The organism is Nautilia abyssi, from assembly GCF_055388085.1.
Map to the genome: position 1 here is coordinate 785001 of NZ_AP042376.1, position 23359 is coordinate 808359.

General features: G+C 34.3%; 21 protein-coding genes (1 of these 21 running past the window's edge). 1 reads left to right on the forward strand and 20 read right to left on the reverse strand.

Features of this window, described 5'->3' with window-relative positions:
- The 6 genes from ACZ5EP_RS03930 to ACZ5EP_RS03955 form a co-directional block, all read right to left on the reverse strand.
- A protein-coding gene (locus ACZ5EP_RS03930; RefSeq protein WP_464509533.1) for a hypothetical protein crosses the window boundary here: on the reverse strand, nucleotides 1-490 show its 5' portion. 206 nt of this gene lie to the left of the window's left edge; 490 of the gene's 696 nt are visible here — the first part of the coding sequence; it begins with the start codon at nucleotides 488-490; the stop codon falls past the left edge of the window.
- 19 nt (nucleotides 491-509) lie between these two features.
- The gene (locus ACZ5EP_RS03935) at nucleotides 510-2357 is read right to left on the reverse strand and encodes a citrate/2-methylcitrate synthase (RefSeq protein ID WP_464509534.1); all 1848 of its coding nucleotides are present in this window, start codon (nucleotides 2355-2357) and stop codon (nucleotides 510-512) included.
- The gene (locus tag ACZ5EP_RS03940; protein ID WP_464509535.1) at nucleotides 2357-3691 is read right to left on the reverse strand and encodes an ATP citrate lyase citrate-binding domain-containing protein; all 1335 of its coding nucleotides are present in this window, start codon (nucleotides 3689-3691) and stop codon (nucleotides 2357-2359) included. The genes ACZ5EP_RS03935 and ACZ5EP_RS03940 overlap by 1 nt, the downstream gene beginning before the upstream one ends.
- An 84-nt stretch (nucleotides 3692-3775) precedes the next feature.
- Nucleotides 3776-4930 (reverse strand): ArnT family glycosyltransferase, encoded by a 1155-nt coding sequence (locus ACZ5EP_RS03945; protein ID WP_464509536.1) that lies wholly within the window; start codon nucleotides 4928-4930, stop codon nucleotides 3776-3778.
- Nucleotides 4927-5490 (reverse strand): anthranilate synthase component II, encoded by a 564-nt coding sequence (locus tag ACZ5EP_RS03950; protein WP_464509537.1) that lies wholly within the window; start codon nucleotides 5488-5490, stop codon nucleotides 4927-4929. The genes ACZ5EP_RS03945 and ACZ5EP_RS03950 overlap by 4 nt, the downstream gene beginning before the upstream one ends.
- Before the next feature lie 30 nt (nucleotides 5491-5520).
- Nucleotides 5521-5856 carry a winged helix-turn-helix domain-containing protein gene (locus tag ACZ5EP_RS03955; protein ID WP_127679962.1) on the reverse strand — a complete coding sequence of 112 codons (336 nt, stop codon included), beginning with the start codon at nucleotides 5854-5856 and terminating at the stop codon, nucleotides 5521-5523.
- A 60-nt stretch (nucleotides 5857-5916) separates the two neighbouring features.
- Between ACZ5EP_RS03955 and ACZ5EP_RS03960 the strand changes: the two genes are divergently transcribed.
- Entirely contained in the window at nucleotides 5917-6813 is an 897-nt protein-coding gene (locus ACZ5EP_RS03960; RefSeq protein ID WP_464509538.1) for a methylenetetrahydrofolate reductase, read from the forward strand.
- Here ACZ5EP_RS03960 and ACZ5EP_RS03965 read toward each other — a convergent pair.
- From ACZ5EP_RS03965 to ppk2, 14 genes are all read right to left on the reverse strand, one after another.
- Nucleotides 6810-7694: a hypothetical protein gene (locus ACZ5EP_RS03965; protein ID WP_464509539.1), complete on the reverse strand. Its 885-nt coding sequence runs from the start codon at nucleotides 7692-7694 to the stop codon at nucleotides 6810-6812. The two genes, ACZ5EP_RS03960 and ACZ5EP_RS03965, sit on opposite strands and share 4 nt — an antisense overlap.
- A complete protein-coding gene (locus ACZ5EP_RS03970) occupies nucleotides 7691-8287 on the reverse strand; it encodes a winged helix-turn-helix domain-containing protein (protein WP_464509540.1) in 597 nt (198 codons plus the stop codon). The genes ACZ5EP_RS03965 and ACZ5EP_RS03970 overlap by 4 nt, the downstream gene beginning before the upstream one ends.
- On the reverse strand, nucleotides 8284-8874 hold the full coding sequence (locus tag ACZ5EP_RS03975; protein ID WP_464509541.1) for a tetratricopeptide repeat protein: 591 nt from the start codon (nucleotides 8872-8874) through the stop codon (nucleotides 8284-8286). Before ACZ5EP_RS03975 ends, ACZ5EP_RS03970 begins: the two co-directional genes overlap by 4 nt.
- Nucleotides 8849-10873 carry an urea transporter gene (locus ACZ5EP_RS03980; RefSeq protein WP_464509542.1) on the reverse strand — a complete coding sequence of 675 codons (2025 nt, stop codon included), beginning with the start codon at nucleotides 10871-10873 and terminating at the stop codon, nucleotides 8849-8851. Before ACZ5EP_RS03980 ends, ACZ5EP_RS03975 begins: the two co-directional genes overlap by 26 nt.
- Nucleotide 10874: 1 nt before the next feature.
- Nucleotides 10875-12209 carry an alanine racemase gene (locus ACZ5EP_RS03985; protein ID WP_464509543.1) on the reverse strand — a complete coding sequence of 445 codons (1335 nt, stop codon included), beginning with the start codon at nucleotides 12207-12209 and terminating at the stop codon, nucleotides 10875-10877.
- 15 nt (nucleotides 12210-12224) lie between these two features.
- Nucleotides 12225-13235: an ATP-grasp domain-containing protein gene (locus ACZ5EP_RS03990; protein ID WP_127679949.1), complete on the reverse strand. Its 1011-nt coding sequence runs from the start codon at nucleotides 13233-13235 to the stop codon at nucleotides 12225-12227.
- Complete coding sequence (locus tag ACZ5EP_RS03995; protein WP_127679947.1) at nucleotides 13232-13468, reverse strand: PqqD family protein; 237 nt, start codon at nucleotides 13466-13468, stop codon at nucleotides 13232-13234. The genes ACZ5EP_RS03990 and ACZ5EP_RS03995 overlap by 4 nt, the downstream gene beginning before the upstream one ends.
- Nucleotides 13469-13549: 81 nt before the next feature.
- Complete coding sequence (locus ACZ5EP_RS04000; RefSeq protein ID WP_464509544.1) at nucleotides 13550-15661, reverse strand: TRAP transporter permease; 2112 nt, start codon at nucleotides 15659-15661, stop codon at nucleotides 13550-13552.
- A 44-nt stretch (nucleotides 15662-15705) separates the two neighbouring features.
- Nucleotides 15706-16659 (reverse strand): TAXI family TRAP transporter solute-binding subunit, encoded by a 954-nt coding sequence (locus tag ACZ5EP_RS04005; RefSeq protein WP_464509545.1) that lies wholly within the window; start codon nucleotides 16657-16659, stop codon nucleotides 15706-15708.
- Between the two features lie 128 nt (nucleotides 16660-16787).
- Nucleotides 16788-18236, reverse strand: coding sequence for an IMP dehydrogenase (guaB, locus tag ACZ5EP_RS04010; RefSeq protein WP_464509546.1), 1449 nt, complete (start codon nucleotides 18234-18236; stop codon nucleotides 16788-16790).
- Nucleotides 18233-19588 (reverse strand): Asp-tRNA(Asn)/Glu-tRNA(Gln) amidotransferase subunit GatA, encoded by a 1356-nt coding sequence (gene gatA, locus ACZ5EP_RS04015; protein WP_464509547.1) that lies wholly within the window; start codon nucleotides 19586-19588, stop codon nucleotides 18233-18235. Before gatA ends, guaB begins: the two co-directional genes overlap by 4 nt.
- On the reverse strand, nucleotides 19588-19695 hold the full coding sequence (locus ACZ5EP_RS04020) for a glutamyl-tRNA amidotransferase (RefSeq protein ID WP_127679942.1): 108 nt from the start codon (nucleotides 19693-19695) through the stop codon (nucleotides 19588-19590). The genes gatA and ACZ5EP_RS04020 overlap by 1 nt, the downstream gene beginning before the upstream one ends.
- Complete coding sequence (gene ileS, locus ACZ5EP_RS04025) at nucleotides 19688-22423, reverse strand: isoleucine--tRNA ligase (RefSeq protein ID WP_464509548.1); 2736 nt, start codon at nucleotides 22421-22423, stop codon at nucleotides 19688-19690. The genes ACZ5EP_RS04020 and ileS overlap by 8 nt, the downstream gene beginning before the upstream one ends.
- A 127-nt stretch (nucleotides 22424-22550) precedes the next feature.
- Nucleotides 22551-23348, reverse strand: coding sequence for a polyphosphate kinase 2 (gene ppk2 / locus ACZ5EP_RS04030; protein WP_464509549.1), 798 nt, complete (start codon nucleotides 23346-23348; stop codon nucleotides 22551-22553).
- Nucleotides 23349-23359: the final 11 nt, after the last annotated feature.

Sequence of the window (23359 nt, forward strand, 5' to 3'; positions counted from 1 at the left end):
AATCTAATCTATCACCTAAATTGTTGGGCATTGCTGAAGAAGAATAACCTGTAAATTCAACCCTTTTAACACCATAGGCGGATAAATTTAATTCAGGACTGTAATCAGAAACAATAGCACCGATATAATATTTTTTAGACATAGGATTTATAGCTAGTTCACTAAGATGTGAATATCCTTCATCAAAATTTGAAGAAGAGGAATTTGACGGAGAATCGCTAAAAATATAATAATATATTGTGTTTCCAGTATTAGTAATTTTTAGATGCCACCATTGTTTAAACCAGTATTTAGACCTATTTTCTTCCATAGCCGTATTTGAGTTTGGAAAAGGCTGATATTTATCATCTTTTAAAGCAAGCGACTGTGTAAATTTAATATTTTTCATTAGCATATCAGCAGCAATTTGGAGTTTATTTGGAGTAAAGTTAAAAGTTAAAGCAGCTACAATTATCCCTATAATTATAATAACTACAAGGAGTTCAATCATTGTAAAAGCAGAAGAAAAATTACAGTTCTTCTGCTTTGTCAACTTGATATAAGATGTCATCCCATGGGTGTCTGTACATTGGCATTCCGAGTCTTTTTTCATCAAGAATGTGTCCGATAAATCCAATACTTCTTCCAACAATAAAGAACGCATTTAATGTCCCACTTTCAATAAATTCTTCAATTTCTTTCTCAGTATACCCTAATGCTCTCCACATGTCAACCATTAATATACCAATAGTTCCGTCAACGTTTAGGATTAAGTTTTCTTTTTTAGAAGTTGTTTCTTTTTCAACTTCAAGAGCATAATCTAATAACGGAGTTGCAGGGAAAAATTCAGATGCATATTTTTTAAGACCTTCAACTCTTTTATCAGGGTTTCTTACAGATTTGATTCTGTGTCCGATTCCCGGAATTGGAATACCTTGTTTTTTCATATAAGCAAGGAACTCTTTAGGGTTCATTCCGTTATCATGTGCAAATTTGAAATATTTAGCTGCACCGTCAATCGCACCACCGAATCTTGGACCGATTGTAAGTAAGCCGGTAACTAAACTTTCAACTACAGATTTACCTGCTCTTGCAGTAACTTTTGCGTTATGTGCACCTGACACCGCAGGACCGTGGTCTGCAACAGTTTTGATTACAGTTTCAATAAAATCAGTTGCCCATTTAGGATATCTTTTTTTGAACCAAAGAAGTGAAATTACATCACCTATGCTGTATCCTGTATCAGGAGTAGCGACAGCACTGATTGGAATACCAGCATAAACCGCTTCTTCACCTCTGTCGTCAGAAATTGTACATACAAAGTTTCTAGGTTTTCTGATTTTACCAGCTGCTAAAGCTTTTGCATAATCTTCAGGAATTGGAGGAACTGTCGGCTCTTCGATATCTTCAATTTTACCTTCGCCTTTTAGCTGCTCATAAACGCCTCTAATAACATGAGGTAAATCGTTAAAGTTTTCAGGTACATGAATTCCTGCTTCTTTCATTGCTCTGTTTTTAGCTTCTGCAGTTTCTTCGTCAGCGTTTGCACTTGCACCTGCGTGACCGAACTGTACACCGCTTGAGAAGTGTTTAGCAATTGTACCGATACACCAGCCAATTACAGGTTTAGTAATTTTACCTTCTTTAATAGCTTCAATAACTTTATATTCTTCTCTACCACCAACTTCACCAAGAAGAATCATATATTTAACTTTAGGATTTTTCTCCATTCTTAACATATGATCAATAAAAACAGAACCGACAAATCTGTCACCACCGATTGCAACACCTTCTGCAATACCGTCAGCATTAAGAGCGATGATATTTGAAAGCTCATTAAATAAACCACCACTTCTTGTTACAAGACCAGCACTTCCGGCTCTGTGAAGTTTTGATTTTACAATATTTTCAATTGTACCACCAATGTTTGCAACTTTAAACGCACCCGGAGCAATAGCACCAACTGTTGCAGGTCCGATGATAGTTACACCTTTTTCTCTTGCTGTTTTATTCATGATTCTTGCATTTCTTTCAGGAATACCCTCAGCAGTAATCATAATTACTCTGAACTGATCCATTGCAAGAGCGTCCATTGTTACATCATAAGCTGTTCTGAATGATGCAAAGTTTAACAATACATCAGCATTAGGATGGTTTTTAACTGCATCTGCAGTTGATCTGTAAATTGGAATCATTACTTCATCAGTACCGAAAAAGAATTTTTCGAATTTGTTGCTGCTTGTTGGAGCAACGATTGCCGCTACTGACGGTTTTTCTCTTTTAATTATATAGTCATAATCAAGCATTCTTTGGATTGCAGATTTGTTGTTGTTCCAAAATATTGCCTGTGTGTCCCTTGTAAATAATTCGTTAGCCATTAGTTCGCTCCTTTTTTATCTTCTTCAAGTGCCATTCTTACGATATCAGTAATATGAGTTTCTGGTCCGTATACTTCGATTGGAAGGCCAAGTCTTTCTGCTGCCGCTTTAATATCTTTAAGACCTTTTTCGTAGTTAGGCCCGCCTCTTCTTACGTAAATTCTTGTTCCAACGTCTTTCATTTTATCTGCATATTTTTCAAATGCTTGAATAATACCTGTAAATGTTTTTGCTACATCTGTAAAGTTAGCAATAGCACCACCGATGATTAAGATTTTATCTCTGCCTTTTGGATCTTTTTCTCTTGTCATTAAATCAAGTACTGTTTCAGTATAGAATCTTGTTTCATCAGTAGTCGGACCACCAGAATATTCTCCGTAGTTTGCTAAATCTTCAACACCTCCAGCCATATCAGCAATAGTGTCAGCATAAACAACTGAAGCACCACCACCGGCTACAAGAGTCCAGATTCTTCCTTTAGGGTTAAGAATTGTTAGTTTAAGTGAAGCACCGCTTTTTGCATCAGCTTCGGCGATAGCTTTTTCTTCAGGTGATTTCTCAGGCATACCGAATGGTGTCGGGAATTCAATATCACCCCATTTGTCTTTCATCATAAATCCGGCAGTATCGTCTAATCTTGCAACAAGGTCAAGTAGATAAACATTGTTTCCTACGATAACTACAGGGTTGATTTCAAGATATGCAAAGTTTAGATCTCTAAAGAATTTGTAGAAATTAATTGCAAAGTTAGCATATACGTCTTTTTTATCAGCCGGAATATCTGAAGGAATATTTTCTTTTACAAGTTTTTCGATTTCTTCGTCACTTGCATCGATAGGAATTTTTACTTCAGTAACTTTATCCCAGTTTTCTTCAACTTCCATACCACCGTGTGCTGAAAGATAAAGTACGTCGTTTACTTCATCAAAAGTCGTAGCGGCAATATAATATTCCTCATCTTCTCTATGAGGTGTGAAAGGCTCTACAATAAAGTGAGTAAGCTCTCCGCTTTGTCCGCTAAGAAGTGTAACCTTTCCGCTTCTTTTTTCATCAATCCATTTAGCTGCGTCTTCAAGAGTTACATCTCCAGGTTTATTAACTTTGAATAATACTAAACCGTTTTTTCCTCTTTTACCAAAAAGCATATCAGGTTTGGCAACTAAAGGTTTTTCGTTTAGCCATTCATATCCAGGTTCTTTTGCTTTAGCTTTTAACTCGTCTCCACTTGTTACTAAAACACTTTCAAATGGATAATTTAGTCCACTGAAGTATTTATCCCAGTTTTGGGCAAAAAGTTTTTTCCCGTCATATTCACGAATCGGTTTTTGAGCCATTAATTCTCCTTGAATTTTATTTTAGAAATTGTAGCATTAATCATAAAAGATATAAGCTTATTTTATTAATTGAAAAAAATTTTTTTATAGTGTGTTTAGTTTCGAAACATTGATTTGCATAATTTTTCTCTTTTTGTGAAAAATTGAAACTTTATTTTCCCTTTTTTCATAAATAATCATATATTTATTACCTTTTTTTAGTCCATAAAAATTTAACGCCCTAAGCAGTCTTTTATTTTTTGAATTAATAAAATCAATATTTTTGTTTTTCAATTCTGACGCTAAAGGTTTAATGAAATAATAACTGCTGCTGAGCTTTCTTGCAGGCGTATATCTGTTTAAAAAAAGCGCAATATCAAAAAAAGTCAACGTTGTAATTAAAACTATAAAAACTGTCTTGTATGTTCCTCTGAACTGAGGAAGTCTTACTCTGTACGAACTTAAAAAATATTTAACCATATAAATTACATATACCAAAGTAAACGGTGCATAGTCGTCTATTTTTATTCTTTGTCTAAATGACAATAATATTGAAATAATAAACGTAAAAAAAGCAATAAAAAAAACTATATCTCGTTTTTTGTCAAAAAACCCTTTATATATGGAAAATAAAAAGTAAATAAAAACAAAAGGAGAAAAAATTAAAAAATAAGTACCAAAAAGATCTAAAAAATGTCCTTTAGGTTTACCTCCGATATCATAATTGAAATAATTTGCATTAATAGCTAAAAACAGAAGAGACAACAAAAGAAGCACATTGTCTTTTTTATAAATTGCATAAAATATCAAAGCAAAAAACAGAGAAATAAAGCTTGAATCTAAAAAAACACATAATGCCAGCAAAATATACGAATATATTTTGTTTGTCTTATATAAATATACAAACAGCAATGTAAGAAAAATTAAATAAACTGATTTATTAACAATAATAGAAGATATTATCATCCCCGGTATCAGCATGAATATAATGGTTGCAAAAAACCTGTCTTTTTCTTTTTTTAAATAAAATTCAGTAAGTTTGTAAAAAAGTAAAACACTGCAAAAACCGACTATAATTTCAGGAACACGTAATGCAAAATCATTTTTTCCAAATAGAAAAAAACTGAAATTGAGAATATAGTTTAAAACAGGAAAATGATCAATGCTTCTAACATCCACTATTGAGAAAGAAAGAAAGCTGACACCGTACCATAACAAAAATGAATAAAAAAGGAATGAAACGGCTATAATTTTTTTCATAATTTTAAAAAGTTATCAATAATTTCTTTTCCGTATTCGCTCATAATTGATTCCGGATGAAACTGAACACCGTAAATAGGTCTGTCTTTTACCCTTAAAGACATAATTTCATTATCGTCTAATGAATAAGAAGTAGGAATAATACATTCAGGCAGTTTATCAGGATTAGCAACAAGCGAATGATATCTTGTTACTCTAAATTTATTCGGAAGGTCTTTAAAAATATCGTCTTTTATTGTTATTTGAATATCGGATGTTTTTCCGTGCATCAAATTTTTGGCTTCTATTATTTCTCCGCCGAATGCGTAAGCAATAGACTGATGACCTAAACACACTCCAAGAATCGGTTTTTGAATATTTTTTATAACTTCAACACTTATACCTGCTTCTTTAGGAGTGGAAGGGCCTGGGGAAATAATTATTTTTTCGGGATTTAGTTTTTTAATATCTTCAACACTCATTTCGTCATTTCTGATAACTTTTAAATTAGCGCCAAGTTCCAGGCAGTACTGAACAATATTATATGTAAAGCTGTCATAATTGTCTATCATTAAAATCATTAAGCGCCTTTTTATTGAAATTTTAGCAAATTAAATCTTTTTATTAAAAAATTCTTCCAATGCTTTCAAATCTGATTCAAATATTTTTTGGGCACTTTCAAACATATCAATAAGCTTTTTTCCGTACTCAGTAAGTCTGGTTCCTCCGCCGCCTTTGCCTCCGCTTATTTTTTCAACTACACGTTCTTTTGCCAGATTATTAATTATATCAACCGCATCCCATGCAGCTTTATAGCTCATTTTCATCTCTTTTGCCGCTTTGGAAATAGAACCGTATTTGTCTATTTTCTTCAAAAGTTCAATTCTGCCTCTTCCCAAAAAACTTTTTCCCTCTTTTTCTATCCAGAAATTCCCTTTAATATCCATTATATTCCTATTTTTTTATTTTTATTATATCATTTCGTAATAAATTGACAAAGGATCTTAATGTTAAAAGAAAAGCTAAAAGGCAAATATATTACACTTGAAACCACACCTCCGAAACTTCCTACAGTGGATTTAATGATAGAAAAAATCGAAAAAAGCGGAGCATTAAAATATATTGACGGATTTTCAACAACAGACTGTCCTTTAAGCAAATTGAAATATAACTCTATTATCGCTGCATATAAATTACAGGAAAAATTTAAAAAACCGGTTATTGCAACCATGACTATGAGAGACAGAAACAAAATAGCCCTTCAAAGCGATCTACTGGGGGCAAACGATTTAAACGTAACAAATATTTTAGCATTAACAGGTGATCCGGCCAATATGTCAGACCAGCCGAAAGCCAAAGCCGTAGTAGAAGGCAGCAGTATTTTACTGCTGGAAATAATCAGAGCTTTTAATAACGGAATGGATTACAGCGGTAAAGAATTTAAAATAAAACCCAAACCTATAACGCCTTTTGTCGTAAGTAATTCGTATGCTAAAAATTTTGTTTCAATAGAAAGAAAAATGTATAAAAAAATACAAAATTATGCAGTAGGAATTATAACGCAGCCAGTTTACGACTTAAACATTGTAGACAAACTATTAGAAATAAAAAATAAAATTGTTTCAGACTTCCAGGACGAAAGAAAAGAAAGTGAAATTGTTTTAGGCTTTTTTCCCATTACAAAACTAAAAACGGCTCAGTTTCTACACTCGCACGTTCCCGGAATCTATGTACCTGAAAGATGGATCGAAAAACTGATAAAAGCACATAAAATCAGTGAAGAGGAAGAATATAAAGTCGGAATGGAATTAAGCAGAAACTTATTCCAGAAACTTTTAAAAAAGCATCCTAAAATTCATATAATGACAGCAAACCGTTTTGAAACGGTTAAAGAGCTGTTTTAAAAATTGTGCGTATAGTTAATTAAAAACGTAGTAGAGGAAGCTTCATATCCCGGAGTTTCTTCAAATGTGCTGTATTCTACCGAACCGGAAACATAGTCGTTGTTTTTTAATTTTTTACCAACACTTACAGAATAACTGTTTTTATACTCCTCACCAAGATTATAAACAACAAAACCGTCTTTAGCTACTTTATATGCGGTTTTTCCTAAACTTGCATTTAACGTAGTAACCCACGGTCCTTTATAATTTTCCAGTTTTAAATCAACATTAAAATAATTATCTTTTGGAGCCGCTTCAGAATTGCTTAAATTAATATAATTTAATGTTCCTTTTAAATAAAGAGACCCTATTGCTGAATAGTAATTTCCAAAACTGTAACCATAAGACGGAGACACCTGAACTACATTTAAATTTTCATAATTAGAATAATAAATATTTAAATCGGCATCAAATTTTAAATACTGATAATATGTAACCCCGCCAAACAGCACATAATCATATGAGTTGACATATTTAGTTGTAGTCGTTGTTGTAGAAGGAGTTCTCATAGTCCCTGGATTGTATTTAACAATTGTTTCCGGGTTACTGGCAAAAATATTATGAATACCCACTCTGTATTTATAATTACTGCCTTGAAAATAATTTACTATTAATGTCAAATCCGATTGTTTGTAATCAGGAGAATCCTTATATTTCAGTCTCATAAATTCTCCGTCCAATTCAACTTTATAAGGACTTTTGTATTGAGACAGATAAACACCAAAAACGTTTGCATAATCTTTGCTGGTGTCTTTACTGTAATTTATAAAACTTGTATATGGCGTAATCTCAGTTGCAAATATTGCAGATACGGCAATTGCGCTTAAAATCAGTTTTTTCATTCCCTCTCCTTTATTTTATATCCTAAATTTTTTTGATTTTCTATTTCTATTCCCAATTTTCTCAAATGAGAAATAAGAACTTTAATAGAATCAATACTTTCTATACTGTCACATTCCATTAATATATCTTCTTTTGAAAGATACGTATTTCTGTTTTTTATTAACGTTTTTAATAGTTCATTCTCAGCACTGCTTAATTTTACCGGCTTTGAATCAATATACAGTTCGTTTGTATTGAAATTATATAAAAGATTGCCTTTTTTGTATACCGTTGATTTAGATTTAAGTATTTTTTTCTGTAAATATTCTAAACGCAAAAAAAGCTTGTCAAACTCTGAATATGTATAGCAGTAATCACCTACTTCCAGAACTTTCTTAAATATAAAACTGTCACAGTAACTGTTTAAAAAAACAACAGTCGAATGAACATAGTCTTTAATATTTATAAATTCCGAATAAAAATCAAAAGACACAATTATTACGTCATATTTTCTGTTTAATATTTTTTCATAAAAATCATTTTCATCTAATGCATACATACAGTTGAATTTTTTTAATTCTAAATCAAAAGAAGTAAAACAGAGTATTTTCATTTATTCAAATACTCTTTTGCTATAACGTTATTCGGATCAAGAATTAAAACATCTTCAAAAATCTGTTTTGCTTTTGTTTTATCTTTTATATAATATATTTTTCCAAGCTCTACCAAAAATAAAACACTTGTCGGATAAAGACTAAGCATCTTATCAGTCAGTTTAAGTGCGGTATCATATTGCTTTTTAGCTATTAAAGCCACAACTTCATAATAATTGCCGTAATAATTATAATAGTCTATTTTTAAAATAACATCTCCTACTTTCAGAGCATTATCATAATCCCCTGCAGCCAAATAAGTTCTCATGATACCAAGCTTAGCCTCTATAGAATAAGGAGCCGTTAAAGACGCTTTTTTATAATGGTCAAGCGCATTTTGATATTTCTTACTTAAATAAAAGAGCCATCCGAGTCTTAAATTCAACGTATATCCGTTCGGATATTTATTATATACAGGTATTAATACCTTGATAGCGTCTTTATAATCACCCATTTTTTCATAATTATAAGACTCATAATACGCTTTTTTTATATCAAGAGCAAAAAGTGAAATACATACGCTAATCAGAATTATCAGCTTTTTCATATATTCTCCTTAATTCCGTGTTTTCAAATTTTATTTTATCAAAGCCTTTTTCATAAAATGAAAAAGTAACTTCCCCGTATTCTGATTTTATTTTCAGCATTTCTTTATAATATAAAACTTTTTTTGCAAACATTTTAAAATTAAAAGGCAAAACAAGTTCAATTATAATTTTCTTAAATAAACCGTATTTAAACTGAGGGGGAATAACATCTTCATATTCCACTTCTTTATTTATCAACGGTATTTTGGGAGCCACTTTAAACAGGCTTTTTAACAAACTGTCTTTACCGTCATATTCATAAAAATAAAAAAGTTTCTCATCTGTATAAAAATAGAGTTTATTTTGTCCGTCTGTAAAATAAAACTCCCCTTTGTCATTCATTTTTACAGTAAATTCTATTTCTTTAATTTTACTATTATTTTTATAAATTTCATATTTAAAATAATCATCCAAAATAAACGTCAGTCTCAGTTTCATAGATTTATCCACCGTCGTTGATTCAACACTTTCATTTTTTTTAGGCAGCTCGTAAAAATAAAGCCTATTGTCTTTTATATAGTCAATAAATTTAAAAGGAATAGTCTCACTTCCCAAAACACCAAATTTCTGAACCTGGATATGAATATGAGGCTCAGGAGAATAACCGCTGTTACCGCATTTCGCAATTATATCTCCAACTTTTACATAATCCCCTACTTTTACGTTTATCGAATTTTGCATTAAATGCGAAATTTCTACAAAATATCCGTAATCGCTTTTTATAATAATATAATTTCCCCAGTTATTGGTTCTGTCCACATTGCCTATAAAGTTATCAGCCAAATCATCCCTTAACGCGATAACGTAACCGTTTACTGGAGCGGTAACAGGTTTGCCGAATGCATAATAATCTTCCAAAAACAGTCCGTCGTTTTCATAACTTTTACCGTTTTTCTTGATTACAAAATCATAAGCGTATTTCCAGTTTCCTTTATGAGTCCATTCATCGTCAAAAGCCTGATAAACAGTCCATTTTCCGGTAAAAGGCAGATTTATTTTAATATCGTTTCCGCCAAATCTGTAATAATTGCTTAAAAAAGAAATAAGTGATTTTTCGGGCGTTCCTTTAATATTGTAATTAAAATAAGCGTATCCCATACTAAAAAGAATCATAATAAAAAGAAGCGTCATAATATTAAAAGGAAGCGTATATACCGGAAGTGCGTATATATTAAAAAACACTTCCATCGCATCAATTAAAACTATTGATAAAAATATTGCCAAAAATGCAAGAAAGAAATTTTTTAAATTAGGGATTAAAAACACTCCTCCAAGAGCCATGGCTATCAGTATAAAATTAAAATTATACGGAGAATTAAGCGCTTTTGAAAAAGGTATAAAAAACGAATGGAACCATACACCTGCCCAAAATCCTGTAAAAGCAAGCAAAAACAGAATCCTTGAATAAAATAATATGATCAGGGAGATAACAACTCCTGCAAAAACATACGGAAGAAAGAAAATAGTCCCCATAGACTTAAAAAACTGTTCAAAAGGGAAATTAATATCAAAAAGCGCTTTGCGGTATAAAATATTACTCAAAAGAGAAGTATATTTTAAACTTGCAAGATAAAAAATCATACTTACGAATGCAAAAGGCAGGGATAAAAGAGGTAAAGAGTATTTAATAAACACTTTATTTATACTAAAAGACACCAAAAAAGTAAGTATAGAAAGCATAGCCGTCAAAAGAACGGTCACAACAGTAACATCAAAAAAATATCCGACCCCCATACCGACCAGCAACGAATTATATAAATAAAATCCGTATTTTAAATATTCATCCCTGACATTTATAAATTCAGCAAACATTACTGTTGCCAATATCGCAACGATACCTAATATCCCTACACTCGGAAGTAAGAAAGAAAGAAGGAAAAGTATTACCCCCGCTTTAACATCCCTTAAAAAAAGTATGGAAACATACGGTTTAAAAACAAACTTCAGTTTATGCAACATTTTAACCTTTTAAATATTCAGGAATATGTTCTTTTTCTACAATGTAATCCAAATCATCAGCTTCTTTGATAATATGGGTATTTGAATTTTTATCGATCAGAACAATTCTAGGTCTGTATCTGATAAACTGCATAGCCTGAGTCACGTTATATGCTCCAACAGGCCAAATACTTAAAACACTTCCTCTTTGCAGAGCAGGAAGCATTATATTCTCTGAAATAACATCAATATTCATGCATAAAGGTCCGTTTATCTGAGAAGGTTCGTTTAATCCTTCATATCTTTTATCCAAAGCTATTTCAAAGTTATACCAAAATGCTGTATATAAAAGATTCACTCCCGCATCTACAATATAACTTTTTTTACCGTCAGGCATTCTTTTAGCGGCAAAAACACTTGTAAGCAGATAACCCGCTTCATCAATTAAAGCACGTCCGGTTTCAAGGAAAAGTTTAGGAAGTTTTCCTTTATTTGTTTCAAATATCGCATTTGTAACGGCTTCAGCATATTCATCGGCACTAGGAACAATAACTTCAGGAGCCTGATATACGCCTTTTAATCTGTTTTTGCTGGCAAAACCTCCTCCTATATCGATATATTCTATTTCATAACCAAAATCTTTTTCAATTTTATTTTTAAGTTCTATAAGTTTTTTTGTTTCGTTTGCATACGCGTTAGCACTTAGCATAAACGTTCCGATATGAGAATGAAGCCCCGTTAAATATAACTTTTTACCTTCATAGATTCTTTTAATCGCATCATAAGCTTCTCCGTTATCAATATTAAATCCGAATCTGCTCCACTGCGGATATACTCCCGTATCCATATTACATCTGATTGCTACGGGAATTTCTATACCGAGTTCATCCGCTATTTCTTCAAGATCATTTATTTCATACCAGTGGTCAATATGAATTTTTGCACCTTCTTCTACAGCTTTTTTAAGAGCTTCTTTCGGTTTGTAAGGACCGTTGAAAATAATATTTTTACCTTCTATTCCGAGTCTTCTGGCTTTTTCATATTCAAATTCGCTTACAACTTCGGCTTTACTTCCGAGTTTATGATATATTTTGCATATTGCGTCCAGATAGTTGGTTTTATAACTCCACCAGAATTCTACTTCCGGATATCTGCTTGTAAATGCGTTTTTAAATTCCATATACTTTTCTTCTATTACTCTTTCGCTGAATACAAACAGAGGAGAACCGTACTTTTCTACTAATTCATGAACTCCAATTCCGTCAATTTCGCTTCTGATTTTCTGTGTTTTAAGTGGTGAGCCGTATTTGCTGGCCATTGCGAAATCAACTCTGTTTATTGTAGGTTTTTCATACATTTTATACTCCTTAATTTATATCTCTTTTTTTGATATTAATGCTGAAAATTTATTAAAGTCAGCCATAGTCTCTTCAACATATCTAACATACATTTTTTCCAACGGATAATCAAACTGTTCTTGAACTTTTTCCCCGTTTGCAAGTTTTAATAAAATTTTAGGAAGATTAATTCCCAACATCGTTGAAAAATACACCCATGCCGGAAATCTTGGATTAATCTCTATTAAATATATGTCTTTTCCGTCGCTCATAGCTTCAAATTCAAACGCACCTCTCCATCCGATAGTTTCGACGAACTGTTTACTGGCATTAAAAAGCTTTTCATTTTTTATACTTATGGCACTCCATACTTTCCCAAGCTCGGTTGTAGTCAGTTTTTTCATACCTACCCCGGCTATTAGTTTTTCACCGTTTCCGATTCCGACAAAATTTATTTCATTACCGTTTATAACTTCCTGAACAAGCAGTGGAAATCCCCACTCGTTGGAAATTTTATAATAATACTCAATAGCTTCATCAAGGTTATAAGCTTTATAAGCTTTATAATAATTTCCTTTTACCATTACAGGGAATCCGAGCTCCTTAGTTGCTTTTATTAAATCGTCAAGCGAAACGACTTCTATAGTCTTTGGATGTTTTACTCCCAGCTTTTTACTGAATTCCGGCAGTTTGCTTTTGTCTCTCATTTCAAAACACTCAAGAGAAGGCAAATATGTTTTTATACCTAATTCTTCTATCTCTTTTTGATATTTAATGTACAGAGGAAGCTCCGCATCCAAATTTGGTATCGCCATTTCTATATCAGATTTTTCTTTAATATCCGTTATTCTTTTTTTAAACTCATCATATCCTAAACTTGGATAAGGCATAAGATATATTTTTTCAAACAGTCCCTGATAAACACCCGGTTCATTAGGATCATAACTGAGTCCTATTAAAGAATGCTCATCCATCAAACTTTTGGCAACTGGTATTCCCGGAGCCGGATTGTCAGTGTTATTTAGTCCGCTGATAGCTATTTTCATTGAATTAGTCCGTATATTTTAAGTTTTTGGAAAAAATCTTCAACATCAACATACACGTCTCGCCAATTGGCTCCGGTGTTTTCCGCTATTATTTTTACTATTTCGTCTTTATTTTTGCCCTGTTTAAGAAGGTCAATAATTTCTTTTGCCGTTTTATTAAGCTGATAGGATGTTCCGAGTGACGGTATAAACGCCATATTGTTTTCATCAATTATCATTTCATTTAGCAGCATAGGCACTCCTTTTTTTATTTCTAAAATAATAATATAGTAAAGTTAACAAAAAGTAAATAAGAAAAGGGGAAAAGAAAGTAATTAATTTTTTTGGGATTTTTGCCAGAAATAAATAACAATCCAAATTGCAAAACCGATTGCGTAAGAAATATATTCATTAGGAAGTTTTAAATATTCAACCATAATATTCGGAAGCATAAACAGAGGCACCGCCGCTAAGAAAAGCAGCCTTTGAATAATATTCGCATGTTTAATGAAATATCCCTGTGTTGCAGAAGAAAAACTAAACATTCCAAGCATTGCCGTTACAAATATAAGAGCTATTTTAAAAGGATCGCTTATAAAAGTAAATTCATTGTAATCATATTCGTTAACACCGCTTATCAGCAGCATTTCCATATTAAAGAAAAACATAAAAGGTAAAATAGCCGTTCTTATATCATACGCAAATCCCTGAAGCCCGGTTTTAATAGGATCGGATTTTGCAATACCGGCCGCGGCATATGCCGCAATACCCACTGGAGGTGTATCATCGGCTAAGATACCGAAATAAAACACAAACAGATGCGCAGCAATTGCAGGAATAATAAATCCGTTGTCCTGAGCCAGCTGCAGCATTACAGGAGCCGTTAAAGACGCTACTACGATATAGTTGGCGGTTGTAGGCAGTCCCATTCCCAAAATCAATGAAATTAATGCCGTTAAAAGCAGTACAATTAAAATATTGCCGTTTGAAAGTGTATCAATTACATCCAAAAGCACCTGGCCTATACCTGTAAGAGTAATACTTCCGACAACTATACCCGCAAGTGCGGTAGCCAATGCAATAGGAACCATATTTCTGGCACCCATTACCATACCGTGGAATATATCAATAAAACCTTGCAGAAAATCTTCTTTTATAAGTTTTCTTCTTGCAATAAACAGAGCATAAAAAGGATACTGAATAACCATAATAACCATTAAAAGCCAGATAGCACTAAACGCTGCCATCTGGGCAGACTGCCTAAGCACAATCAACACATACATCAGATAGATTACAGGAATCAGATAATGCAGCCCGCTTATGAACGTTTTTAGTTTCGGAGGAAGATTTTTAGGGTCTTCTCCCTTGAGTCCCAGTTTTTTGCTTTCAAGATGAACGATATACAAAAGTCCCAAATAACTTACAACAGCAGGAATCGCTGCGGCAATAATAACATCGGTATAAGCAAGCCCCAAAAATTCCGCAATAATAAATGCGGCTGCACCCATTACAGGAGGCATAAGCTGACCGTTAGTAGATGCTGCAACTTCTACGGCGGCCGCTTTTTCCGCAGGAAACCCTGATTTTTTCATAAGAGGAATGGTAAACACTCCTGTTGTTACGACGTTTGCTGTTGAACTCCCGCTGATAATACCGGTCAGACCGCTTGCAACAACGCTGGCTTTTGCAGGACCGCCCGAATATTTACCAAGCATAGCGTAAGCAAGTTTTATAAAATATTCCCCTGCTCCAGCTCTTTCAAGCAGTGCACCGAATAGTACAAATAAGAATACAAACCCGGCCGAAACGCCTAACGGAACACCGTAAATACCCTCTGTGGTCAAATACATCTGAGCCATAATCTTTTCAATTGAAGCACCTTTATGTGAAATAAGTTCAGGAAGATACTGTCCGAATTTATCATAAAGTAAAAATACGATAGCCACAATACTTAAAGCAATCCCGATTACCCTTCTTCCGGCTTCAAGCAGAATAATCATAAACACAACACCGATTGCAATATCTCTAAACAGATAATCTCCCGGACGGTTTGAAAGCCCTACATAATCTATTGCGATATAAGCAGCGCCAAGCCCGCCTATAATGGCAAGTATCCAGTCCCACCACTGTATGTTTTTAAGAAATTTAGGCTTCTTGGCAACCGGATAAATTAAAAACGCAAGAACAATAGCAAATGCCAGATGTATACTTCTTACAATTGTAGAGTTGACAGGAAAATAGCTGACATACAGCTGATAAACTGACCATGTAAACGCAATAAGAGCTATTAACCAATATAGAGGTCCGCTTTTAAAATTTCTCTGCCCTTCTAACTCGGTTAATATCTCTTCTTCTAAATCTTTGTCAACCTTGCCTTCAACGGCTTCTTTTTCTATCTCGTCAATTTCTTTTTCAAGTTCAATGTTATTGATTTCAGCTTTTGACATTTCGCTCCTTTAAAATTTATTATAAATCCCAAAAAGGGAGAAGATTATAGAAGTCCCGCTTCTTTAAATGCTTTAACAGCACCTGGATGCATAATATTATGATCAAATCCTTTTAAAAGATCTTTTTTAGTTAAGTTTTTATATGCAGGGTGCATTTTTTTGAATTTGTCAAAATTGTCAAGAATAGCTTTTGTTAAGTAATAAACGGTTTTATTGTCCATTTTATCACTTGTAACCAAAATAGCTTTAACACCGTAAGTTTTTGTAGGATGATTTACTCCTTTATACATACCTGCAGGAATCACTCCCCATGCATAATATGGTTTTTCAGCCACAAGTTTTTGAGCCGCAGGAACGTTTCCTAATGAAATTAAATCTATTGAAGTAGAGTTTGCAGCATCTTTTATATTTGCAGTAGGATGTCCGACCATATAAAAATATCCGTCTATTTTTTTATCTTTAAGCGCATTTGGACATTCAGCAGCTTTTAACTGTTCAACTTTTAAATCATTTAAACTTATTTTTTTTGATGCATTGAATAATGTTTTAACAGCAGCTTCATTACCGCTTCCAGGGTTTCCGATATTAATTCTGTGACCTTTTAGATCGAAGAAGTTTTTAATACCGCTGTCTTTTCTTACTACTAACGTTAAAAGTTCAGGGTGAATTGACATAACAACTCTCTCACCTTTAAAAGGTTTTCCTTTAAATTTACCTTCACCGTTATATGCCTGATATACTACGTCTGACTGAGCAATACCGAAATCAAGCTCTCCTTTTTTAATAGCGTTAATGTTATATACGCTTCCTCCTGTACTTTCCACAGTACATTTCACACCTGTAGTTTTTTTCATTTTGTTCATAATTCTACAGATTGCTCCGCCGGTCGGATAATAAACACCTGTTACTCCGCCCGTACCTATTGTTATATACTGGTAAGCTAAAGCGCTCGTAGCAAGTACTGCCGCACTAACCATTCCTACTAAAAGTTTCTTCATAAACACTCCTTATTTTTTTATAATGTCGATAAATTATATCTTAAATTAAAAAAATTATAAGAATATATTAAAAAATAATGAAATATTATGAAGAAGGGAAAGAAAAAGTTATAATAGATTATATGTGATTATTGGTGATAGTTAGGAGCTTCTTTTGTGATAGTAACATCATGTACGTGAGATTCTTTAAGTCCCGCACTCGTAATTTCCACAAATTCAGCATTTTCCCAAAACGTTGGAATATCTTTGGCACCGCAGTAACCCATAGATGCTCTAAGTCCTCCGATTAACTGATGTACAACGTCTCTGATTCTTCCTCTGTATGGAACCATACCTTCGATACCTTCAGGTACCAATTTATCTGCAGCAGTACCTTCTTGGAAATATCTGTCGTTGCTTCCTTTTTGCATTGCTCCGATACTTCCCATACCTCTGTAGGATTTATATTTTCTTCCCTGATACATAATACTTTCACCCGGACTCTCTTCAGTTCCGGCAAGAAGACTTCCGATCATTACACTGCTAGCCCCTACAGCCAATGCTTTTGCAATATCTCCCGAATATTTAATACCGCCGTCGGCAATAATAGGAACACCGTGTTTAGCCCCTTCTCTTGCACATTCGTCAATTGCGCTTATTTGAGGAACTCCCACACCCGCTACGATTCTTGTAGTACAGATACTTCCGGGACCGATTCCGACTTTAACGGCGTCAGCACCCGCTTCAATTAAAGCTCTTGTAGCTTCCGCAGTAGCTACATTACCGCCGACAACGTCAACGTCAAATCTTTCTTTAATAGCTTTTACTACATCTAAAATACCTTGAGAATGTCCGTGCGCTGAATCCACAACAATTACGTCAACTCCTGCACCTACAAGTGCAGCAGCTCTTTCAACTCCGTTTCCGACTCCAACTGCGGCAGCTACTCTTAATCTTCCGAATTTATCTTTGTTTGCATTAGGATATGTTTTTTTCTTTTGAATATCTTTAATTGTAATAAGACCTTTTAAATATCCTTCACTGTCAATAATAGGAAGTTTTTCGATTTTATGCTGATGAAGAATATCTTCCGCTTCTTCTAAAGAAATTCCCTCTTTTGCAGTAATTAACGGCATTTTAGTCATTAAATCTTTTACGAATCTTGTTGTGTTTTTTTCAAATCTAAGGTCCCTGTTTGTAAGAATACCTACAAGTTTACCGTCCCTGTCAACTACAGGCACGCCTGAAATTCTGTAAGTCGACATAATATCAAGAGCTTTTGCAATAGTATCGTCAGGGAAAACTTTCACAGGGTCGATAATAATACCGCTTTCGCTTTTTTTAACTTTTTCAACTTCTTTTGCCTGAGTTTCAACATCCATATTTTTATGAATTACACCAATTCCTCCGAGTCTTGCAATAGCTATAGCGGCTCTTGCTTCCGTAACGGTATCCATTGCTGCAGATACCAAAGGAATGTTTAAGCTGACGTTTCTGGTGAATTTAGTAGACAAATCAACATCTTTAGGTAATACGTTTGAATATTTTGGAACCAGTAAAACATCTTCAAAAGTTAATGCTTTGTATTTTATTCTCATTTGCTTTCCTTTACTAAATTTTCAACTATTTTCGCTCCGTCAAACAGTGTCTGCTCGTCAAAATGTTTAGCTATAAGCTGTAAACCGATTGGCATATTGTTTTTATCTTTTCCTACAGGAAGTGAAATAGCCGGAACTCCCGCAAGGTTTACACTGATTGTGTATATGTCGCTTAAATACATCTCAAGAGGGTCTTTTTTACTTCCGAATTCAAATGCCGTAGAAGGTGTTACAGGAGTAAGAACCAAATCGGCTTCCGCAAAAAGTTTATCGAATTCGTTTTTAATTAAATGTCTTACTTTTTGCGCTTTTAAATAATAAGCATCGTAATATCCGCTTGAAAGTACAAACGTTCCTAGCATAATTCTTCTTTTTACTTCATCTCCGAACTGGGCTCTTGTTAATTTATATGTTTCTTTCAGATCTTTTCCTTCGATTCTGTTTCCATATCTCATACCGTCGAATCTAGCAAGGTTTGAGCTCGCTTCCGCAGTAGCAACCACATAATATGTAGCAACGTCGTATTTAGAATTCATAAGGGTTTTATGAATAATTGTATGCCCTTCTTTTTCAAGCTCGGCGATAATATCGTTTAGTCTGTTTTTAATATCCTCGTCCGCTTCATCAATATAGTTGTCAATTACTACAATTTTTAGTTTTCTGTTTTCGTTAATCTCGATTTTTTTATTTTCAACCGGTGCGGAAGTCGAATCTTTAGGATCATGTCCTGCAATAATGTTATATAAAATAGCTGCGTCTTCAACGTTTTGTGTAATCGGTCCTATCTGGTCAAGTGAGCTTGAGAATGCTACAAGCCCAAGTCTGCTAACTCTCCCATACGTCGGTTTCATTCCTACAACTCCGCAGAACGCCGCCGGCTGTCTGATAGATCCGCCAGTATCACTTCCAAGTGCGGCAACCGCAAGCCCGGCACCTACCACAGCGGCACTACCACCACTGCTTCCCCCTGGAACTTTGTTAACATCATGCGGATTCAATGTTTTACCGTAGTAGCTTGTCTCAGTCGAACTTCCCATTGCAAATTCATCCATATTACATCTACCAAATGGAGAGAGTCCCGCTTCAAGCATTTTATCAATTACGGTCGCATTATAAGGGCTCACATATCCCTGAAGGATTTTAGAAGAACATGTAACTTCCCATCCTTTTACGTTAATGTTGTCTTTAACTGCGATAGGCACTCCATCACCAGCTTCACTTAGGTCTCTATCCAAAAACTGTTCGACATATCCGCCAAGTTCTTTATTTTCTTTTGCTTTTTCATTTATTTCTTTTTTGAGCTCTTTTAGCTCTTCTTTTGATAGTTTTAGTGCTTCTTTAAGTGTTATCATTAAAAATCTCCTTTTATACTTTTAAGCCATCTGTACACTGCGTAACTAACGCCTATTATAATTATAATATTTAAAAAAATAAACCAAGAAGAAACCGGTTTATCCATTAATAGCCTTTTCACATCTTTCGCATAAAGCGCCTTCTTCCTGGGCTAAAAATCTCCAGCATCTAGGACATTTATGAAGAGGTGAGCGTTTGATTTTAACAACAAACTGTTCATCTCCGATATGGAACTCCTCAAGTGTTTCACCTTCAATATTATCGCTTATTAAACTTACGACAAAAAAGTCGGCCATTTCGTCAACCAGTAATTTATCATAATTTGTCTCAATCGCAAGCTCAAGTGTATCTTTTATAACTTTTTCTTTTTTAAGTCTGTCTACAATTTCAAAAAATCTTCTTCTAATTTCCAAAATCTCTTCCTCAATAGGATTTTCCACGGCAGTAAGCGGCGTATATACGAAATCAAACACGTCTTTTGCGTCTTCTTTTATAACTTTTGGAGCGTGTTCAACCGCTTCATCCATTGTATATGTAAGTACCGGTGCAAGCAGTGAAATAAGCTCTTTCACAATCACAGCCATTGTGCTTTGAGAATTTATTCTTTTTTCAGAATTCAAAGGTTCACAATAGAGTCTGTCTTTACAAACGTCCATATAAATCGCACTAAGCTCGGTTACAATGAAGTTGTTTAAAATATTAAACGCTTTAGAAAAGTCGTATTTTCCGAAAAGTGCCACCACTTCGTCAAACACTTCTTTGCTTCTTGCCAGAATCCATCTGTCGATCATTGAAGGATTTGTCAGCTTGATCTCTTCTAAATCGTTTACGTTTGCAAGCAGGAATCTGATAGTGTTTCTTATTTTTCTGTACTGCTCCGCAACCTGTTTTAAGATACCGTCACTGATTTTGATATCACCGCTGTAATCACTCGTAGCAACCCATAATCTCAAGATTTCAGTTCCGAATTTTTTAGAAACTTCCTGAGGGGCTACAACGTTTCCTTTAGACTTACTCATTTTTTCACCCTTCTCGTCTACGGTGAATCCGTGAGTAAGGATTGATTTATAAGGAGCTTTTTCCTCAATAGAAGTTGATACAAGAAGTGAGCTTTGGAACCATCCTCTGTGCTGGTCGCTTCCCTCAAGATACATATTCGCAGGATATTCCCCGGCGTCGTAAGGTCCGTTTTTAAGTACGGCAAACCATGTTGACCCGCTGTCAAACCATACGTCTAAAATATCGTTAACTTTTTCAAGTTTCGGAGCCAAATCTTTTTTGCTTTCAGGCAGCAGCTCTTCAATGCTTAAATCATACCACGCATCCGCGCCTTTTACCTTAAATATTTCATAAACGTTATCGATTATTTCATCATCGATAATAAGCTCGCCCGTATCTTTGTTTCTGAAAAACGCAATAGGAACTCCCCAGTCTCTCTGGCGGCTTATACACCAGTCAGGTCTGTTTGCGACCATTGTATGCAGTCTGTTTTTACCTGTTTTTGGAGTAAATTCCACTTTTTCTATTTCATTAAGCGCTCTGTTTCTTAACGTATCCCCGTTTGTTTCTTTATCCATTGCAATAAAGAACTGTTTAGTAGCCCTGAAAATAACAGGGTTATGGCATCTCCAGCAGTGCGGATAGCTGTGCGTAAATTTAGATACTTTAACCAGGTTATCACCTAAAAGATCTAAAATTTTAGGATTAGCTTCAAATATATGCATTCCTTTAAATTCTTCAGGCAACAGCTTTTCAGTTACGATTAAGTTTGAGTATTTACCTTCATCGTCCACGGGCTGAATTATTTCACTAAATCCGTATTTTAGCCATACTCTGTAGTCTTCCTCACCGTGTCCAGGAGCCGTGTGAACACACCCCGTTCCTCCGTCCATTGTAACGTGTTCGCCGAGTATTATTACAGACTCTCTTCCATTTAGAGGGTTGATTGCTTTTAGGTTTTCAAGCTCGCTTGCGTCAAACTCTTTAACTATTTCGCCGCTTACAACCTCAGCTTCTTTTAAGTTTTCATACAGTTCTTTTGCTACGATTTTTCCGTCTTCACTTAATACATATCTCTCTTCGGGATTTAGGGCAATTCCCATATTAGCAGGAAGCGTCCAAGGAGTTGTCGTCCAGATAACAATACTTGCGTTATCGATTCCGAGTTTGCTTTTAGCTTCATTGCTTAAAGGAAACGCAACGTAAATTGAATAGTCTTCTTTATCTTCATATTCAACTTCTGCTTCCGCAAGAGCTGTTTTATCGTGCATACACCAAAATACCGGCTTGCTTCTCTCTACCAAAAGACCCTTTTTAGCGATCTCGGCAAGTGCTTTATAAATATTAGCTTCAAATTCAAAATCCATTGTTTTATACGGATTATCCCAATCTCCGATAACTCCCAGGTTTTGAAACTCTTCTTTTTGTATTTCTATAAATTTAGCTGCATGCTGTCTGCATAACTCTCTGATTTTGCTTTTAGGAAGACTTTCTTTTTTTTCACGTCCTATTTTTTTCTCAACCTGCTGTTCAATAGGCAGTCCGTGACAGTCCCATCCCGGAGTGTATCTTACGTCAAATCCCTGAAAATAGTAATATTTAACAATCATATCTTTTAAAATCTTATTAAGTGCGTGTCCTATGTGAATATGTCCGTTTGCATACGGAGGTCCGTCGTGGAGGTTAAATTTGTCGTTTCCGACCCTGTTTTGTTTCATTCTTTCATATACGTGTTCGCTGAACCATTTTTGGTATTTTTTAGGCTCGTTTTGAGGAAGATTACCACGCATCGGAAAGGTGGTTTTAGGCAAAAGAAGAGTGTCTTTGTAATCCATTGAGGTTTTCCTTTTTTGCAAGGTATTATACCAAAACTATGAGTTAAAAGTGTAAAGTGAAAAGTGAAAAATGAATATTTAATTTATTAACCATTACTTTTCACTTTTAATTTTTAATTTTTCACTTCTATTCGATGTGTGAAACAACTTTTACGATCTTTGGATCGGCCGGGTAAAAATATTCTTTTTCATCATAGTCAAACTGGGAAAGAAGATCCCTTATTACATTTATTCTTGCTCTTTTCTTGTCGTTTGCGTCAACAATCACCCACGGAGCGTAAGGCGTGGACGTAGCTGCAAACATATCTTCTTTATATTTTTGATAGTCGTCATAATGTTCATAGCTTTTCCAGTCAAGCGTTGAAAGCTTCCATTTTTTTAAAGGGTCTGTTTCTCTTTTTTTCAGTCTTTTATACTGTTCTTCTTTCGTAATATCAAGATAATATTTAAAAAACTTAATTCCGTCATCCACTATCATTTCTTCAAATCTCGGAGCTTGCCTTATAAATTTAAGATACTCCTCATGCGTACAAAATCCCATAACTATTTCGACTCCTGCACGGTTGTACCAGCTTCTGTTAAAAAACACCATCTCCCCTCCGGCCGGAAAGTGAGGCACATATCTTTGAAAATACCACTGCGTTTTTTCTTTATCACTCGGTTTATCAAGCGCTACACTTCTGGCAAAACGCGGATTTAGATATTCAAGAATTCTTTTAATGGTTCCGTCTTTTCCTGCGGTATCAACTCCTTCAAAAACAACCAACAGTCTTTTATTGTGCAGTTTCAGCCACGTCTGCAGTTTTACCAGTTCAATTTGAAGCTTTAAAAGCTCTTTTTCGTAAAATTTATCTTTCATTTTTCCGTTTTTTTTAAATACTTTGTCTTTAGGCAGTTTGTATTCAGGCAGTTCTAATTTTTTCATAAAAGCTCCTT